Source organism: Mariniluteicoccus flavus, from assembly GCF_054776655.1.
The window spans coordinates 133,231-149,221 of sequence record NZ_BAAHBN010000001.1 but is presented as its reverse complement, the minus strand read 5'-3'; the positions used below and the strand labels follow the sequence as shown (position 1 = coordinate 149,221).

At 72.6% G+C, this 15,991-nt stretch carries 14 protein-coding genes and 1 pseudogene; 7 read left to right on the top strand and 8 right to left on the bottom strand.

The genetic code is table 11. The features are described from left to right. Window positions 1-97: 97 nt before the first annotated feature. Together ACYVAG_RS00735 and ACYVAG_RS00730 are read right to left on the bottom strand one after the other, a co-directional pair. Entirely contained in the window at window positions 98-1,852 is a 1,755-nt protein-coding gene (locus ACYVAG_RS00735; protein ID WP_460765252.1) for an NAD-binding protein, read from the bottom strand. A 20-nt stretch (window positions 1,853-1,872) separates the two neighbouring features. Beyond that, window positions 1,873-2,256, bottom strand: coding sequence for a DUF6394 family protein (locus tag ACYVAG_RS00730; RefSeq protein WP_460765251.1), 384 nt, complete (start codon window positions 2,254-2,256; stop codon window positions 1,873-1,875). Between the two features lie 99 nt (window positions 2,257-2,355). On the opposite strand from ACYVAG_RS00730, the gene ACYVAG_RS00725 reads away from it, so the two are divergent. Continuing rightward, window positions 2,356-3,804, top strand: a complete 1,449-nt coding sequence (locus ACYVAG_RS00725; protein ID WP_460765249.1) for a S1C family serine protease — start codon at window positions 2,356-2,358, stop codon at window positions 3,802-3,804. A 22-nt stretch (window positions 3,805-3,826) separates the two neighbouring features. Here the strand turns inward: ACYVAG_RS00725 and ACYVAG_RS00720 are convergent, their stop codons facing one another. Further along, window positions 3,827-4,738, bottom strand: a complete 912-nt coding sequence (locus tag ACYVAG_RS00720; RefSeq protein ID WP_460765247.1) for an NAD(P)-dependent oxidoreductase — start codon at window positions 4,736-4,738, stop codon at window positions 3,827-3,829. 157 nt (window positions 4,739-4,895) lie between these two features. On the opposite strand from ACYVAG_RS00720, the gene ACYVAG_RS00715 reads away from it, so the two are divergent. The 3 genes and pseudogenes from ACYVAG_RS00715 to ACYVAG_RS00705 form a co-directional block, all read left to right on the top strand. Further along, complete coding sequence (locus tag ACYVAG_RS00715) at window positions 4,896-5,912, top strand: zinc-binding dehydrogenase (RefSeq protein WP_460765245.1); 1,017 nt, start codon at window positions 4,896-4,898, stop codon at window positions 5,910-5,912. Continuing rightward, complete coding sequence (locus ACYVAG_RS00710; RefSeq protein WP_460765243.1) at window positions 5,909-6,661, top strand: fumarylacetoacetate hydrolase family protein; 753 nt, start codon at window positions 5,909-5,911, stop codon at window positions 6,659-6,661. Before ACYVAG_RS00715 ends, ACYVAG_RS00710 begins: the two co-directional genes overlap by 4 nt. Next, a pseudogene (locus ACYVAG_RS00705) lies at window positions 6,559-6,822 on the top strand (nuclear transport factor 2 family protein); the annotation flags it as partial. The gene ACYVAG_RS00710 and the pseudogene ACYVAG_RS00705, both read left to right, overlap by 103 nt. Window positions 6,823-6,924: 102 nt before the next feature. Here ACYVAG_RS00705 and ACYVAG_RS00700 read toward each other — a convergent pair. Beyond that, the gene (locus ACYVAG_RS00700) at window positions 6,925-7,836 is read right to left on the bottom strand and encodes an NAD(P)-dependent oxidoreductase (RefSeq protein ID WP_460765241.1); all 912 of its coding nucleotides are present in this window, start codon (window positions 7,834-7,836) and stop codon (window positions 6,925-6,927) included. 44 nt (window positions 7,837-7,880) lie between these two features. Here ACYVAG_RS00700 and ACYVAG_RS00695 point away from each other — a divergent pair, with 44 nt between their 5' ends. From ACYVAG_RS00695 to polA, 3 genes are all read left to right on the top strand, one after another. After that, the gene (locus ACYVAG_RS00695; RefSeq protein WP_460765239.1) at window positions 7,881-8,951 is read left to right on the top strand and encodes a D-2-hydroxyacid dehydrogenase; all 1,071 of its coding nucleotides are present in this window, start codon (window positions 7,881-7,883) and stop codon (window positions 8,949-8,951) included. Beyond that, the gene (locus ACYVAG_RS00690; protein ID WP_460765237.1) at window positions 8,951-9,775 is read left to right on the top strand and encodes an IclR family transcriptional regulator; all 825 of its coding nucleotides are present in this window, start codon (window positions 8,951-8,953) and stop codon (window positions 9,773-9,775) included. The genes ACYVAG_RS00695 and ACYVAG_RS00690 overlap by 1 nt, the downstream gene beginning before the upstream one ends. Window positions 9,776-9,848: 73 nt before the next feature. Next, on the top strand, window positions 9,849-12,578 hold the full coding sequence (gene polA, locus ACYVAG_RS00685) for a DNA polymerase I (protein WP_460765235.1): 2,730 nt from the start codon (window positions 9,849-9,851) through the stop codon (window positions 12,576-12,578). 44 nt (window positions 12,579-12,622) lie between these two features. Here polA and ACYVAG_RS00680 read toward each other — a convergent pair whose 3' ends face one another. The 4 genes from ACYVAG_RS00680 to ACYVAG_RS00665 all read right to left on the bottom strand — a co-directional run bounded on the left by ACYVAG_RS00680 (window position 12,623) and on the right by ACYVAG_RS00665 (window position 15,991). Next, a complete protein-coding gene (locus ACYVAG_RS00680; protein ID WP_460765233.1) occupies window positions 12,623-13,171 on the bottom strand; it encodes a DinB family protein in 549 nt (182 codons plus the stop codon). Window positions 13,172-13,283: 112 nt separating this feature from the next. Further along, complete coding sequence (locus ACYVAG_RS00675) at window positions 13,284-13,496, bottom strand: hypothetical protein (RefSeq protein WP_460765231.1); 213 nt, start codon at window positions 13,494-13,496, stop codon at window positions 13,284-13,286. Between the two features lie 230 nt (window positions 13,497-13,726). Next, window positions 13,727-14,647, bottom strand: coding sequence for a MaoC family dehydratase (locus ACYVAG_RS00670; protein ID WP_460765229.1), 921 nt, complete (start codon window positions 14,645-14,647; stop codon window positions 13,727-13,729). A gap of 3 nt (window positions 14,648-14,650) precedes the next feature. Next, window positions 14,651-15,991 carry a 3-oxoacyl-ACP reductase gene (locus ACYVAG_RS00665; RefSeq protein ID WP_460765227.1) on the bottom strand — a complete coding sequence of 447 codons (1,341 nt, stop codon included), beginning with the start codon at window positions 15,989-15,991 and terminating at the stop codon, window positions 14,651-14,653.

The following is a 15,991-nucleotide window of genomic DNA, read 5'->3' as shown; positions in this document are numbered from 1 at the left end:
ATCCGCTCGGCGTGTCGCGCGCAGTTGTGCACTTTGCGTGGCCTGGGCAGCGATCGGCCCGGCGTGTTGAGCGCAGTTGTGCACTTTTCACGCGCGATCAGCGACGAAGGGCCCCCACTCGCCGGCGACGCAGCGTACGCCACAGCCACGTCGCGGGGACGTCCTCGCCGGTGACCAGGTGTTCGGTGGTCGTGTCGTTGTCGAGCACGCCCACGAGGTCCTGCAGTGCCTCCGGGGTGCCAGCCACGATCAGGGCGTCGCCCTGGGCGAGCTCGGTGTCCTCGTCGGGCGCATACTCGGCCTGGCCGTCCCGCAGCAGGGACAGGCAGAACGCCGGCAACATCGAGTCGCGGTCGGAGGGGTCCCGCAGCAGGTCGCCGATCGTGATCGTTCCGCCCCGCGTGATCCACCGCACCACGGCCGGAGCCCCGGAGGCGTCGATCGTCACCCGCGCGCCGGACGGAGACAGGTCGCCCACACGTGAGCGCAGCGCGGCCAGCGTCGCCTCGGCCCACGTCTCGTCGTCGGTCGTGAGGACGTGGTCGATGAAGTCCCAGTACGCGGGAGCCATCACCCGCGCCACCACCTCGCGCGCCACGAGGTCGCTCGGCACCAGCAGCGAGTCGGCGTCGAACGCCTTCAGCGCCGCCGCCCGCAGGTCGGAGCGCTGGCGCACCGACAGGAACAGGTCGGGGTCGGCGATCCGCGCGTGAGCGGCCAGCGAGAGGTTCACCACGTCGTTGGCGGACCCCGCGACCAGGCCCGCGGCGCCCGTCACGTCGGGGTCGCCATCGGCCGGATCGACCTCGCGCACCTCCAGGCCGGCGGCACGCAGGTCGGCCGCCACCTCGTGGCCGAACGCGTCGTCGGCCGCGACGATCCAGTGGCCGGCGTCGAGGCCCTCGGCGCGCTCGCGCAGCTCGTCGCCGTCGGTGCTCATCAGCCACTGGGCCAGCTGGAACGCTCCCGGCCGCTGCAGCCGGAGCGCCAGATAGGCGCCATAGCGGTCATACGGGTTGATGATCGCGTCGGGGGCGAAGTCCTCCATGCGCCGCGCCGTGGCCCGGTCGTCGCAGCTCGCGATCACCGCGACGTCGGGGCGCAGCAGGTTGACCGTCATCACCACCGCGAGGTTGGCCTCGTCGCTGGCCAGCGCCAGCACGCCCTCGCAGTGGGGCTGGTCGAGCCCCGCCAGGCCGAGGAGGGCGGGGTTGCTGACGTCACCGTCGATGCCCGGCACGTCGACGTTGTGCTGGTCGATCTCCAGCCGCTCGACGCGGGCCGGGTCGTCGTCGACCACCACGAAGCGGCGGCCCAGCTCGTCGAGCCGGTTGGCTACGGCGCGGCCCGTCTGCCCATAGCCCGCGACGATCCAGAACGGCTCCTTGATCGTCGCCACGCGCCGCCTGAACCGCTGCGTCGCGATCGCCTCGCGGAAGCCGGTCTCCTGCAGCAGGCCGAACAGCGCCGACACCGCGTACGCCCAGCCGGTCACCGTCAGGTAGATCGACAGGGTCACCCACAGGCGCTGGGGGTAGGAGAACGCGTACGGGATCTCGCCGAAGCCGATCGTCGTCGCCGTGTAGCTCATCACATAGAAGGCGTCGAACAGCGTCAGCCGGTGGGGGTTCCCGTTCCCGTCCGTCCCCGGCATCAGGCTCAGCCCCACGACGCAGAACGCGAAGATCGCGACGATGGCGATCAGCGGCGTCCGCATGCGGCGCAGCACCAGGAAGATCGCGTCGGTCCCCGGCACCTGGGTGGGCACGGCCACGTCGACGCGGCGCAGGCTGTGGGGCGGCCGTCGGCGTACGCGGACCCGGTGGGCCAGCAGCTGCAGGGGGTTGACCATGGTCGGGTCGGGAGCCGGGATCAGCGGCGCCGGTAGGACACGGTCTCGATGACCATCAGCACCACCGAGACGATGTTGGCGAGGCACGCGCCGGCGGCGAGCGAGACCACGCTCGACATGTGGCCCGGGGTGATGCCGGCGGCGGCCTGGTCGGCCCACACCCACACCACCGCCGCGAGGATCAGCTGGATCGACGCGACGAGGCTCGTGGCCAGGTGGACGGCGCCGATCTGGGTCCGGTCACCGAACTTGAGGATCGTGGCGATGATGTTGACCACGACGGCCGCGTACAGCTCGTAGACGTTGTGGTGGTGCACGTCGGCGATGTCGCCGATGACGTAGCCGAAGTTCAACGTCGCGGCGAGCAGCACGAAGAAGCCGAAGACCACCTTCTCGAGGTTCACAAGGCGACCTTAGCGGTCGCACAGCCGCGACACAGGGAGGCGGCGTGGACTGGTCCCCTCAGCGACGGAATCGCCCCACTGGAACTCACGGAGGATGCCATGACCCACCCCGACCCCCACGACATGCACGGCTCCGGCTTCGGCCAGGCCGGTACGCAGCAGCCGGGCTTCCAGCCGCCGGAGCCGGTGTGGCGTCCGGTCGCCCAGCAGCCGTTGGCCGAGCCAGCGCCAGCCCCCACGTTGGCGGAGCGAGCGCCCGCCCCCACGTTGGCTGAGCGAGCGCCGGCCCCCACGTTGGCGGAGCGAGCGCCGGCCCCCACGTTGGCTGAGCGAGCGCCGGCCCCCACGTTGGCTGAGCGAGCGCCAGCGAGTCGAAGCCAGATCTCCGGCCCCGCGTACGGCCAGGCGTACCCGACCGCCCCGCACGTCGCACCGAAGCCTGGCAGGCGCGGGGCCGGCGTACGCCTGGCCGCGGTCGCGCTGGTGGGCGCCCTCGCGGGCGGCGGGGTCTCCGCCGCGGCGGTGACCGCCATGCACCCGGCCACCGCCGGCGTGACGACCACGACGACCCGGGTCGTGCAGGGTGCGACCTCGGCGCCCGACTGGACGGTGACGGCCGAGGCGGCCGGGCCGTCGGTGGTGTCGATCCAGGTCGCCTCGCGCTCCGGCCAGGCCGAGGGCTCGGGCGTGGTGCTCGACGCGCAGGGGCGCGTCGTGACGAACAACCACGTGGTGGCGGGCGTGGGTGCGGGCGCGCAGATCAGGGTCACGCTGGCGGATCGCCGCGTCTATGCGGCCACCGTGGTCGGCACCGATCCCGCCACCGACCTCGCGGTCATCCAGCTGGAGGACGCGCCGAAGGACCTGCAGCCGATCGTCATGGGCGACGTCGCCGCGCTCAGGGTGGGGCAGCCCGTGATGGCGCTCGGCAACCCGCTCGGGCTCTCGCAGACCGTGACGACCGGCATCATCTCGGCCCTCGATCGCCCGGTGATCACCCAGCAGGCGAGCTCGGGGGCGCGCTCGACGAGCACGCAGGCCCAGCAGGCGGTCTCGAATGCGATCCAGACCAACGCGGCCATCAACCCGGGCAACTCCGGCGGCGCGCTGCTCGACGCGGACGGCCGCCTGGTCGGCATCACGTCGTCGATCGCGACGCTCGGCTCGGGCGACGCGTCGGGCAACATCGGCATCGGCTTCGCGATCCCGGTCAACGAGGTCACCCGGGTGGCGCAGGAGCTGATCGCGACCGGGCGGGCGACGCACGCGTACCTCGGGGTGGCGACCGGTGACGGCACCGGCACCGCCGGCGGGTCCACGGTGCTCGGCGCGGTGGTGAAGACGGTCTCACCCGGCACTCCCGCGGCCCAGGCCGGGCTGCGGGCGGGCGACGTCATCACCGCTGTCGACGGCGAGGCCGTGTCCAGCTCGGAGGCTCTGATGGCGCAGGTCCGCGACCACGCGGTGGGCCAGGCGGTCGCGGTGGCGTACGTCCGGGACGGCCAGCGCGCCGAGGCGCGGGTAACGCTGGCGAACCAGCCGGAGTGAGCCGGGCCCCGGGTTCCCTGGCTCAGGCGCCGCGCTCGGCGATCCACTGCTGGATCACCGCGGTGTCCTGGCCGCCGAGCCCCTGGTCGGTCAGGCCGGCGAACGCCTCGAGGAGGCGGTCGGCCTGCAGGCTGGGGGTCCCGGTGCGCTCGGCCTCGTCGAGGTAGGCGCGCAGGTCCTTGATCCACAGGTACGCGGCCCCGGACGTCGCATAGTCCTTCGCGGCGAAGCGGGGCGCCTTGTCGGCCATGATCGTGGAGCCGGCGTACCCGCCCTGGAGCAGGCCGAACAGCTGGGCGACGTCGAGCCCGGCGCGCTCGGCCACGACCGAGGCCTCGGCGACCGCGGCGATGTTGGCGGCGCAGATGAGCTGGTTGCAGGCCTTGGCGACCTGACCGGCCCCCAGCGGGCCGAGGTGGAGCGGTCGGCCGGTGAGGGCGAGCACGGGGATCGCGCGGGCCACCAGCGCGTCGTCACCGCCGACCATGATCGACAGCGACCCGGCGCGCGCGCCGACCTCGCCGCCGGACACCGGGGCGTCCACGACGCGGAGCAGGCCGCCGGTCTCGCGGTCGAGGTCGGCGTCGAGCTCCCGGACGCCCTCCGGGGACACGGTCGAGCTGACCACGAGCACCGTGGGGGAGGTGGTGCCGGCCGCGAGGCCGTCCGGGCCGGCGACCAGTTCGCGCACCTGGGGGATGTCGGGGACCATCACGACGATCACGCCGGCGGCCTCGGCGACCGCGCGGGGCGTGTCCGCCCAGGCTGCGCCCGCCTCGAGCAGCGCGGCGTGCCGCTCGCGCGAGCGGTCGTGGACGGTGAGCGGGGCTCGGCCGGCCAGCCCCCGGAGGATGTGCCCGGCCATGGGTGACCCCATCACGCCGAGACCGATGAAGCCGACGGCGGGCAGGGTGTCGGGTGCAGTGGAGGGCATGCTCACTCCTTCGTGAGTGTTCGACTCGTTGAACTCGGTTCAGCAGAGTGTTACGGTCAGCCTATCGCGCATCGGCGCGCGATCGGAACCCACGAAGGCCCTCCAGGAGCAAGGACCCTTGTCCTGCCGCGGACCCGGGTGTCAGGAGGTTGGGAGAATGAAGGCCCTGGTCATCCACGGCAGGCTCGACGCCCGCGTCGAGGAACGCCCCGAACCGGTGCCCGGTGACGGGCAGGTGCGGCTGCGCCTCGCGTACGCCGGCATCTGCGGCTCCGACCTGCACTATTTCCACGACGGGGCGGTCGGCGCCTTCACCGTGACCGAGCCGCTCGTGCCCGGCCACGAGGTGTCGGGCGTCATCGACCTGGACCCGTCCGGTCGCCTCGCGGCCGGCACGCCCGTCACGCTCCACCCCGCCACCTTCGGGGAATGCCTGCCCGGGTTGGAGGAACACCGTCACCTGTGGCCGCGGGGCGCCTATCTGGGGAGCGCCTCGACGACTCCCCACACGCAGGGCGGCATGGTGGAGAAGCTCGTGGTGGCGGCGTCGATGGTGCGGGAACTGCCGACGGGTCTGCCGCTGCGTCGGGCCGCCCTGGCGGAGCCGCTGGGCGTGGCGCTGCACGGGATCGCGGTCGCCGGCGGCGTACGCGGGCGCTCGGTGCTGGTGTCGGGGTCGGGGCCGATCGGGCTCCTGGCCGCCGCCGCCGCCCTGGCGCACGGGGCGGCCGAGGTCGTGTGCAGTGACGTGCTCGAGGGCCCGCTGGGGCGCGCGCGGGCTCTCGGGGTGCACGGGGTGATCCGGGCGGGCCAGGACCCCATGCCGGTCGAGCACTTCGACGTCGCACTCGAGTGCGCCGGCGTGCCGGCGGCGGTGAACGCGGCGCTCGGGGCGCTCAAGCGCCGGGGAATCCTTGCCCAGGTGGGAATGCTGCCCGCCGGGGGCGTCCCGATCGAGATGTCGACGGTGGTCTCGCGCGAGCTGTCGGTGCGCGGGTGCTTCCGGTTCAACGACGAGGTCGACGCCGCGATCACCATGCTGGCGGCGAATCCCCGCATCGAACAGGTCATCACCCACGAGGTGGGGCTCGACGACGCGCTGGCCGGGTTCGCGACCGCCGCGGACGCGCAGGTCTCCGGCAAGGTGCTGGTCAGGCTGGGGGAGGAGGGATGAGGATCGCGCGCATCGCCACCCCGGCGGGACCCAGGTCGGTGATCGCCGACGGTGACGTCTGGCTGGAGGTCGACGACCCGTACGCGGACGCCCCCACCCCGACGGGCGAGCGCCACGCGGTCGAGGGGGCGTCCCTGCTGGCGCCCTGCGTGCCGGGCGTCGTGCTCGGCATGGCCCACAACTCCGGCGAGGGCGATCGCCGGATCCCCCCGCAGGCCTTCATGAAATCGGCGCGGACCGTGGTCGGTCCCGGCGCCGCCATCAAGGTCGATCCGGGTCACGGGCGCGTCGTGGGGGAGGGCGAGCTGGCACTCGTCATCGGCCGCACGGCGCGGGACGTGCGGGCGGTGGACGCGCCGGCGTACGTGCGGGGGTGGACGATCGGCAACGACATCACGTGTGTCGGGCAGGCCGACGCCGACGACCTCAAGACGCAGGTGAAGAACGGCGACGGGTTCACCCCGCTGGGCCCGTGGATCGAGACCGACCTCGACCCGCTGCGCGAGCCGCTCGTGATGCGGCGCAACGGCGAGGTCGTCGCGCGCTCGTCGACCGACCGGCTCGCCCGGAACCCCTTCGAGTGCGTGGAATACCTGACCCGGTTCATGACGCTGGGGCCGGGTGACGTGGTGCTGACCGGTGCGCCGTGGACGACGTTCGACCTGGCGCCCGGCGACACGGTCGAGTGCGAGCTGCCCGGCATCGGCATGCTGCGCAACCCCGTGGTGGAGCGGGCGGTGCCCCGGTGAGCGTCGAGCAGCTCGCCGCGCTGAACACCGCGATCGGTGAGGCCGAGTCGGCGGGGGACCGTGACTTCTTCGCATCCCTGTTGGACAAGGACTTCCGGATGGTGCGCCCCTCCGGCGTGATCGACGGGCGGGAGGCCTTCCTGGACGGACTCGCGGCCGACGCGAGCCGGCGTACGGTGGTGGGCGAGGTGCGGCTGCTGGGCCGTACGCGGGGCGAACGAGCCGGCGTGAGCGGGGCGTTCCCCGGGCCCGGGATGATCGGGTCAGGGCCGAGACCGCCGGCCCGGCGATTCCCTGCTGGACAGGAATTCCTGCACGACGGTGACGTCCTGGTCGCCGAGGCCGCGCGCGACCAGATCGGCGAAGACCTGCTGGAGCAGGGGAAGCTGGGCGAGGTGGAGGCCGTCGGCCGCCTCCGCGGCGACCGCGAGGTCTTTGATCATGAAGCGGGCCGGACCGCGCGGCGCGTGGTCGTGCGCCGCGAGCTGGGGGCTCTTGACCTCCATCAGGCGCGATCCCGCGTACCCGCCCTGGAGGAGCGCGAACATGGCGCCCACGTCGAGCCCGTTGTTCTCCGCAAGCAGGGAGGCCTCGGCGAGGGCGACCGTCGTGGCGGCGACGATGAGCTGGTTGCAGGCCTTCGCGACCTGTCCCGCGCCGAGCGGGCCCAGGTGGACCGGCGTGCCCATCCTGCGCAGGAGGGGCAGGGCGACCGCCACGTCGGCCTCGGCGCCGCCGACCATGATCGACAGCGTTCCGGCGCGCGCGCCCTCGACCCCGCCGGAGACCGGGGCGTCCACGACCGTGATGTTGCCGTCCGACAGCGCGGCGGCCTCGTCGCGCAGCGCGGCGACGTCGGTGGGGGAGATCGAGCTGGCGACCACGAGCACGATCGGGTGGTCCGCGCCGGCGGCGAGCCCGTCGGGCCCGCCCAGCACCGCCCTGATCTGGGCCGTGTCCTGCACCATCACCACGGCGACGTCGCAGTGGCGGGCCAGCTCGCGCGGCGTGTCCGCCCAGCGGGCACCGGCGTCGACCAGCCCGGTCGCCGACTCGCGGCGTCGGCTGGTGACCCACACCGACCCGCTCACGGCTCCGTCGAGGAGCCTCGCCGCCATGGGCGCCCCCATGGCGCCCAGGCCGACGAGCCCCACGCGTGCATCTTTGGTGTCCACGTGCTCAGCCAACCACATGCCCCACAACCCGTTCAGGAGTCCTGATGTCTGACCACCTCGACCGTCCCGTCGACCGGCTCCGTGTCTTCGTGTGCACGCCGCTGACCGACGAGAACTGCCGCCTGCTCGTCGAGCGCGAGCCGCGCATCGACCTGGTCGTCGACCAGGAGCTGCTTCCGCCGATGCGCTGGAACGGCGACCACAACGGCGACCCGGCGTTCCGGCGCCCGCCCGAGCAACAGGCGCGGTTCGAGCAGTTCTGCCTCGAGGCCGACGCGCTCTATGGCATCCCCGACACCGACCCCGCCGCGCTCGCGCGCACGGTGCGGGCCAACCCCGGCCTGCGCTGGGTCCACACCATGGCGGCCGGCGGCGGCTCACAGGTCCGCGCGGCCGGGCTCTCCGACGACGAGCTCGCCCGCATCGCGTTCACGAAGTCGAGTGGGCCCCACGCGCGGACCCTCGCCGAGTTCGCCCTGTTCGGCGTGCTCGCGGGCGCGAAGGACCTGCCGCGACTCCAGCGCCAGAAGGCCGAACGGCGGTGGACCGACCGCTGGGCCATGAAGGCCGTGTTCGACATGACCGTGCTGGTGGCGGGCACCGGAGCGATCGGCTCCGAGACCGCACGCCTCTTCCAGGCCCTCGGCGCCCGGGTGATCGGGGTCAACCGCTCGGGGACCCCTGCCGACGGGTTCGACGAGGTGGTCGCGTCCGACCGGATCGCCGAGGCGGCCTCGCGGGCCGACGCCATCGTGAACACCCTGCCCGAGGCCACCGACACCACGGGCCTGATCTCCGCCGACGTGTTCGCCCGCGTCCGCCCGGGCGTGATCGTGGCGTCCACCGGCCGTGGCACGTGCATCGAGGAGCCCGCGCTGGTGGAGGCGCTCGAGGACGGCCGCGTGGGGTTCGCGGCGCTCGACGTGTTCGCGGTCGAGCCGTTGCCGGCCGATTCCCCGCTCTGGGCGATGGAGCAGGTCGTCATCGCGCCCCACACCGCGGCGCTCCACGACGACGAGGACCGGCTGATCGCCGAGATGTTCGCCGACAACGCGGGCCGCCTCCTCGACGGAGAACCCCTCGTCAACGGGATCGACACGCTAACGTTCTTCTGATGTCCGAACCCCGCACCGGCCCCGCGAGCCCAGCCAGCCCCGGCGCCCCGGAGCGCAGTCCCGCCCCCGCGGTCACGCGCGCCGCGGCGATCCTGGGCCTGCTCGCCGACGACGGGGCGCAGCCCCTGACGGACATCGCCCGGCGCCTCGGACTGGCGAAGTCGTCGACGCTCAACCTGTGCGTCGCGCTGGAGGAGGCCGGCCTGGCCCGGCGTACACCGGTGGGGACGTGGGCGCTGGGGAGGCGCACCGTCGAGCTGGGCGGGGCGTACGTGCGAGGGTTCGACGTGGTGCGCGAGTTCTACGGGTTCGCGGGTGACCACCCGGTGTTGAGGCACGAGCTGCTCCAACTGGTGCTGCGCCACGAGCGTGACGTGGTCTATCTGGCGCGCCACGAGGGCCGGGCTCCGCTGCGGCTGTCGGCCGCCATCGGCGACCGGTTCCCGGCGTCGTTGACCGCGGTCGGGAGCGTGCTGCTCGCGCAGCTTGCGGAGGACCGCGTACGCGCCCTCTATCCCGACGACGACACCCTCCCGCTGTGGACCGAGCGCTCGGTCGCGCGCGTCGACGACCTGGTGGACAAGTTGGCGGCCTGCCGGCAGCGGGGCTATGCGATCGACGATCGGGAGACCAACCCGGCGGTCTACGGCATGGCGATGCTCGTGCCCGCGCGCCGACCCGGGGACGAGCCGTTCGCCGTGGGGGTGTCGCTGATGCACGCGCGGGCCGACGACGCGGTGCGCGCGGAGGCGCTGGCGGGGCTGACCGCGCTGCGCGACCACCTGACGGCGCCACAGGAGCTGCGGCTGGCGACGGAGGGCTGAGCGCGCGAGGTCCTGGGCGCGCGGCAGCATCGGCAGGACTGTCCCTGTCGGCCCATCTCGGTAGGCTGTCGCCGTGGCGAACCCGACGAACACCCCGACCGCACCCGACGCCGAGGCGCGGCCCCCGCGGCTGCTGCTGATCGACGGCCACTCGGTGGCCTACCGCGCGTTCTTCGCGCTGCCGGTCGAGAACTTCGCGACGCGCACGGGCCAGCACACCAACGCGGTCTTCGGGTTCACCTCGATGCTGATCAACGTGCTGCGCGACGAGCAGCCGACCCACATCGCGGTCGCGTTCGACGTGTCGCGCCAGACGTTCCGGTCGGAGGTCTTCTCCGACTACAAGGCGAACCGGTCGGCGTCCCCCGACGAGTTCAAGGGCCAGGTCCAGCTGATCAAGGAGGTCCTGGACGCGCTGAACATCCCCCACGTCGAGCTCGAGGGCTGGGAGGCCGACGACGTCATCGCGACGCTGGCGACCAACGCGCCGAAGCAGGGCGTCGACGTGCTGATCTGCACCGGTGACCGCGACGCCATGCAGCTCGTGACCGACCACGTGACGGTGCTCTATCCCCGCAAGGGCGTGTCCGACCTCGCCCGCATGACCCCCACGGCCGTGGAGGAGAAATACCTGGTGGCCCCGGCGCGCTATCCCGAGCTCGCCGCCCTCGTGGGCGAGACCTCCGACAACCTCCCGGGTGTGCCGAAGGTCGGGCCGAAGACGGCGGCGAAGTGGCTGGGGGAATACGACGGGCTCGACAACCTGCTCGCCCACGCCGAGTCGGTCAAGGGCGTCGCGGGCCAGAACCTGCGCGACCACCTCGCGCAGGTGAAGATCAACCGCCAGGTCAACGCGCTCGTCCGCGACCTCGAGCTGCCGCTCGGCATCGACGACTTCGCCCGCGTCGCGTGGGACCGCGAGAAGACCCATGAGCTGTTCGACGCCCTGGAGTTCCGCGTGCTGCGCGACCGGCTGCTCGAGACCCTGCCGCCGGAGGACACCGAGCCCGAGGGCGGGTTCGACGTCACCGGCGCGGCGCTCGGCCCGGGCGAGCTGGCGACCTGGCTCGCCGACCACACGAAGGGCGACAAGCGCACCGGCCTCGACGTCGTGGGCCACTGGGCCTCGGGCGCCGGCGACGTGACCGGGCTGGCGCTGGCGTCGTCCGACGGGTCGGCCGCGTGGCTCGACGTGGCCACGCTCGACCCGGCCGACGAGTTGGTGCTGGCGGCGTGGCTGGCCGACGCCGACGCGCTGAAGGCGCTCCACGACGCCAAGGGGCCGATGCTCGCCATCTGGTCGCGCGGCTGGCAGCTGGCGGGGCTCGACTGCGACACGCAGCTGGCCGCGTACATCCTGCGGCCCGACCAGCGCACGTTCGACCTCGGCGACCTCGCGATCCGCCACCTCAAGCGCGAGCTGCGGGTCGACGACTCGGGCGCCGCCGACGGGCCCCAGGACGCCCTGTTCGAGGAGCCCGGCGCCGAGGAGGCTGCGAACCAGGCGGCGATGGTGCGGGCGCGCGCCGTCATCGACCTCGCCGAGGCGCTCGACACCGAGCTTGCCGAGCGCTCCCAGGTCCACCTGCTCACCGACGTCGAGCTGCCGCTGCAGCGCACGCTGGCGCAGATGGAGGCGACCGGCATCGCCGTCGACACCGATCGGCTCGACGAGCTGCGGAGCGACTTCGACACGAAGGTGCAGGCGGCCGCGGAGGCGGCGTACGCGGTGCTGGGCAAGCAGATCAACCTGGGCTCGCCCAAGCAGCTCCAGGTCGTGTTGTTCGACGAGCTCGAGATGCCGAAGACCCGCAGGACGAAGTCGGGCTACACGACCGACGCCGACGCGCTGCAGGGGCTGTACGCGAAGACCGGACACCCGTTCCTCGAACACCTGCTGGCCCACCGCGACGCCATTCGACTGCGCCAGACGGTCGACGGGCTGCTGGCGGCGGTGCAGGACGACGGCCGGCTCCACACGACCTATCTGCAGACGATCGCGGCGACGGGACGGCTGAGCTCGACCGAGCCGAACCTCCAGAACATCCCGATCCGCACCGAGGAGGGGCGCCGCATTCGCGAGGCGTTCGTGGCGGGGCGCGGGTTCGAGTCGATCATGACGGCCGACTATTCCCAGATCGAGATGCGCATCATGGCCCACGCGTCGGCCGACGAGGCGCTCATCGAGTCGTTCCGCTCCGGCATCGACTTCCACACCGTGACCGCGGCCAAGGTGTTCGAGGTCGATCCCGCCGAGGTCAACGGCGCGCTCCGGGCGAAGATCAAGGCGATGAACTACGGGCTGGCGTACGGCCTGTCGGCGTTCGGGCTGTCGAACCAGCTCGCCATCGAGGTGTCCGACGCCAAGGCGCTCATGGACGACTACTTCGAGACGTTCGGGGGCGTCCGCGACTACCTGCAGGGGCTGGTGAAGGAGGCGCGCCGCACCGAATACACCGAGACGATCCTCGGGCGCCGCCGCTATCTGCCCGACCTGATGTCGTCGAACCGCCAGCGCCGCGAGATGGCCGAGCGCATGGCGCTGAACGCGCCCATCCAGGGGTCGGCGGCCGACATCATCAAGGTGGCCATGCTGGACGTGGAGTCGGCCCTGGCGACCGAGGGGATGGCGTCCCGCATGTTGCTGCAGGTCCACGACGAGCTCGTGTTCGAGGTCGCCGAGGGGGAGCGTGACCGCCTCGAGTCGCTGGTGCGCGACAAGATGGGCCACGCGGTCGACCTCATGGTGCCGCTGGACGTCTCGGTGGGCGTGGGCGCGAGCTGGCATGAAGCGGCCCACTAGCCCAGCGGGCCGCCTCATGCCCCATCCCGGGTTGAGGGAGTTCCTCAGCCCATCGTCTGCTGCCCGTCGATCGCCTCGCGAATGATGTCGGCGTGGCCGGAGTGCTGGGCGATCTCGGCGATCATCTGGAGCGCGACCCGGCGTACGGACCAGGAGCCCGGTTCGAACCACGGTGCGTCGGGCAGGGCGTGCTCCGCTCCGAGGTCAGCGGTCAGCAGGAACTGCTTCGTCTCACCGGCGACCGTGGCGACGTGGGCGCGCAGGGCTTCGAGCGTGTCTTCGTCGGTCAGGACGAATCGCGGGTCCTCCGCGCTGGCCCACGCCTCGGGGTCAGACGTCGCCTCGGCGTCCGCTGCCTCCCAGTCGGTGTCGTCGTTGTAGACCTGGGTGAACGCCTCGGCACCCACTGCCGCGAACTGCATCCACTGCCGCTCGGTGTCGGCGACGTGCTTGAGGATCGAGGCGATGGTCAGGCGGCTGACGGTGCTGCGGGCGCGGGCCTGGTCGTCGGTGAGGGCGTCGGCGGTCTGCAGCAGGAAGCCGCGGTGGCGGTCGAGGGTGTCGATGAGGGCGAGGTTCTCGGTGGTGGTCATGACTCCATCCTGAGGCGCGAATAGGTCCGATCCTGTCCGCTGTGGAGCGTCGAGCGAGGCTTCCAGAGCCTGGGCAGAAGTCTGCACGGTCCGCCCGCGAGCGAACCGTGGGTCAGGTGCCGGGTTCGGTTGCCCCGGGCGCCGAGGCCCGGCCCTTGAACCGCTGCTGGGCGCCCTGCTTCGTCAGTCCGTAGAGCTCGCCGATGCGCCCCCAGGCCACGCCCGCCTCGCGGGCAGCGGCCACCGCGCGGAGTTCCGCGGCCTCGGCCTCCTCGCGCGCCAGCCGCGCCCGGTCCAGCGCCTGCAGCGACTCCTCCTTGCTCATGGCGAAATCCTAGACCGGAATCGGCGTCAAGAATTGCTTGACCACAACGTCAATCGATGGTTGACTCGGGTCAACGAGATATTGACCAAGGAGGTGACGACCATGGCGAAGAAGAAGGACAAGAAGAAGGACAAGTCCAAGAAGAAGTCCAAGAAGAAGTGACTTCGCTGAACCGCGCGGGCCGGCATCCCTGAGGATGCCGGCCCGCGGTGCGTTCGGTTGCTCCCTGCTCAGGCGTCCGCCAACTCGAGCACCAGGTGGACCTTGGAGGCGTCCTTCGGTGACACGAGCGCCGCGACGTCGCGCCCCGGCGTGCGATCGACCACCAGCCCCACCGACGACGGCAGCAGCACCGGCTTGCGGAACCAGACGCGGGACGTGGACGGACCGTTGACCGCGGGGCCGAGCGCGGCGAGCGACCGCGCGTACGTCCACATGCCGTGGGCGATCGCCCGCGGGAACCCCATGGCCTTCGCCGTCCACGGGTGGAGGTGGATCGGGTTCACGTCGCCGGAGACCGCGGCGTACGCCCGCCCCAGGTCGTCGGGCAGGCGCCAGATCGCCGACGGCGCGGCTGCAGGAACCGCCGGCGCCTCCGGCTCCGCCGCCGCCTCGCCGGCCGGCCTCCCGCGATGGAGGTAGGTCGAACGCGACTCCCACACGACCTCCCCGTCGAGCCGGAAGGCCGCGCACAGGTCGACCGTCGTCCCCTTGGCGTGGGGCACGAGGTTCTCGGCCCACACCTCCGCATCGGGACGGTCGTCGAGCGACAGGGGCGCGCGTACGGTCGTCTCGTTGCGGACATGGACCAGACCCGCCAGCGGCAGCGGGAAGCTGCGGTCGGCCATCAGCCGGGCCTGGAGCGGGAACCCGAGCACGTGGGGGTAGGTGTGCGGCAGCACGCCGCTCACCGGCCACCCGCACAGCCGCTGGTAGCGGGCCAGGTGGTCGGCGTCCACGCGTACGCGGGTCTGCGCCAGCCGCGTGGCGGGCAGGGGACCGCGCGCGCCGGCCCGGCCGCGCGACGTCAGGACCGCGCGGCCGAACTCGGTCGCCAGGCGCGGGGTCTCGAACACCGGCGTGGTCGTCGACAGCGACGTGTCGGCCGGGCCGGGCGCCTGCTCACCGGCGCTGCGTCGAGGCATCGCCATGGGTCAGGCCCCCACCATGTTCTGGCCGCAGACCCGGATGGTCTGGCCCGTGATGGCCGCCGACGCCGGCTGGGCGAGGAAGGCGATCAGCTCGGCGACGTCGACGGGCTGGCCGCCCTGCTGCAGCGAGTTGATGCGCCGCGCGACCTCGCGCGTCGCGAACGGGATCTTCGCCGTCATCTCGGTCTCGATCAAGCCCGGGGCGACGGCGTTGACCGTGATCTCGCGGTCGGTGACCTGGTCGGCGAGCGCGTCGACCAGGCCGATGACGCCGGCCTTCGTCGCCGAATAGTTCGCCTGGCCCCGGTTGCCGGCCAGACCGGACTGGGAGGACAGGCAGACGACGCGACCGCCGGCCCCGAGGCCGTCCTCGCCGAGGAACGACTCGTTCATCTGGAGGATCGAGCGCAGGTTGACGTCGATCACCGAACTCCAGCGCTGCTCGTCGGTGTTGACGAACAGCTTGTCGCGCGTGATGCCGGCGTTGTGGACCACGATGTCGAGGCCGCCGTGGCGCTGGCGGCAGTGAGCGAGGATCTTCGCGCCGGCGTCGGGGGCCGTGACGTCGACCATGAGGGCCGACCCGTTGACGCCGTTGACGACCTTGGACAGCGCGTCGCCGGCGGCGGGGATGTCGACGCCGACGACCGTTGCGCCGTCGCGGGCGAGGACCTTGACGATGGCCGCGCCGATGCCGCGCGCGGCGCCGGTGACGACCGCGACCTTGCCGGCCAGCGGGCGGGACTCGTCGGGGTTCGCGACGAACGGGTTCTCGTCGACCCGCACGGTCTGGCCGTCGACGAACGCCGACTTGCCGGACAGGAACCACTCGACGGCATGGGTCACCGACTCCTGGCCGCCCTCCAGTGGGGCATAGACCAGGTTCGCGGTGGCGCCGGCACGCAGTTCCTTGCCGATCGTGCGGACGATGCCGTCGAGGGCGCGCTGGGTGGCGACCTCGGCCGGCTCGACGAGGACGTCGTAGTCGGTGCCGATGACGACGACGCGGCCGTTCCGGGTGAGCTTCTTGACGGCCGGGGCGCCGGCCGCGCGGAGCTGCTCGAGCTCGGCCGGGTCGCGCAGCGCCGACATGTCGAGCACGACGGCGCCGACCCTGCGGTCGCCGGCGGCCTCGGCCGAGTCGACGACCTCGACGCCGCGCCCACGGACGCGATCGGCGACCGCGGAGGCGTACGCTCCCGAGCCCGCCACCACGACGGGGCCGTCGCACAGCGGCGCGCCCTCCTCGAAGCGGCGCAGTGTGACGGGGGAGGGGAGGCCCAACTGGGCGGCCAGCTTCTTGCCGAAGCCGGCGGACACGAACTCGCTGTAGGCGTCGGCCAT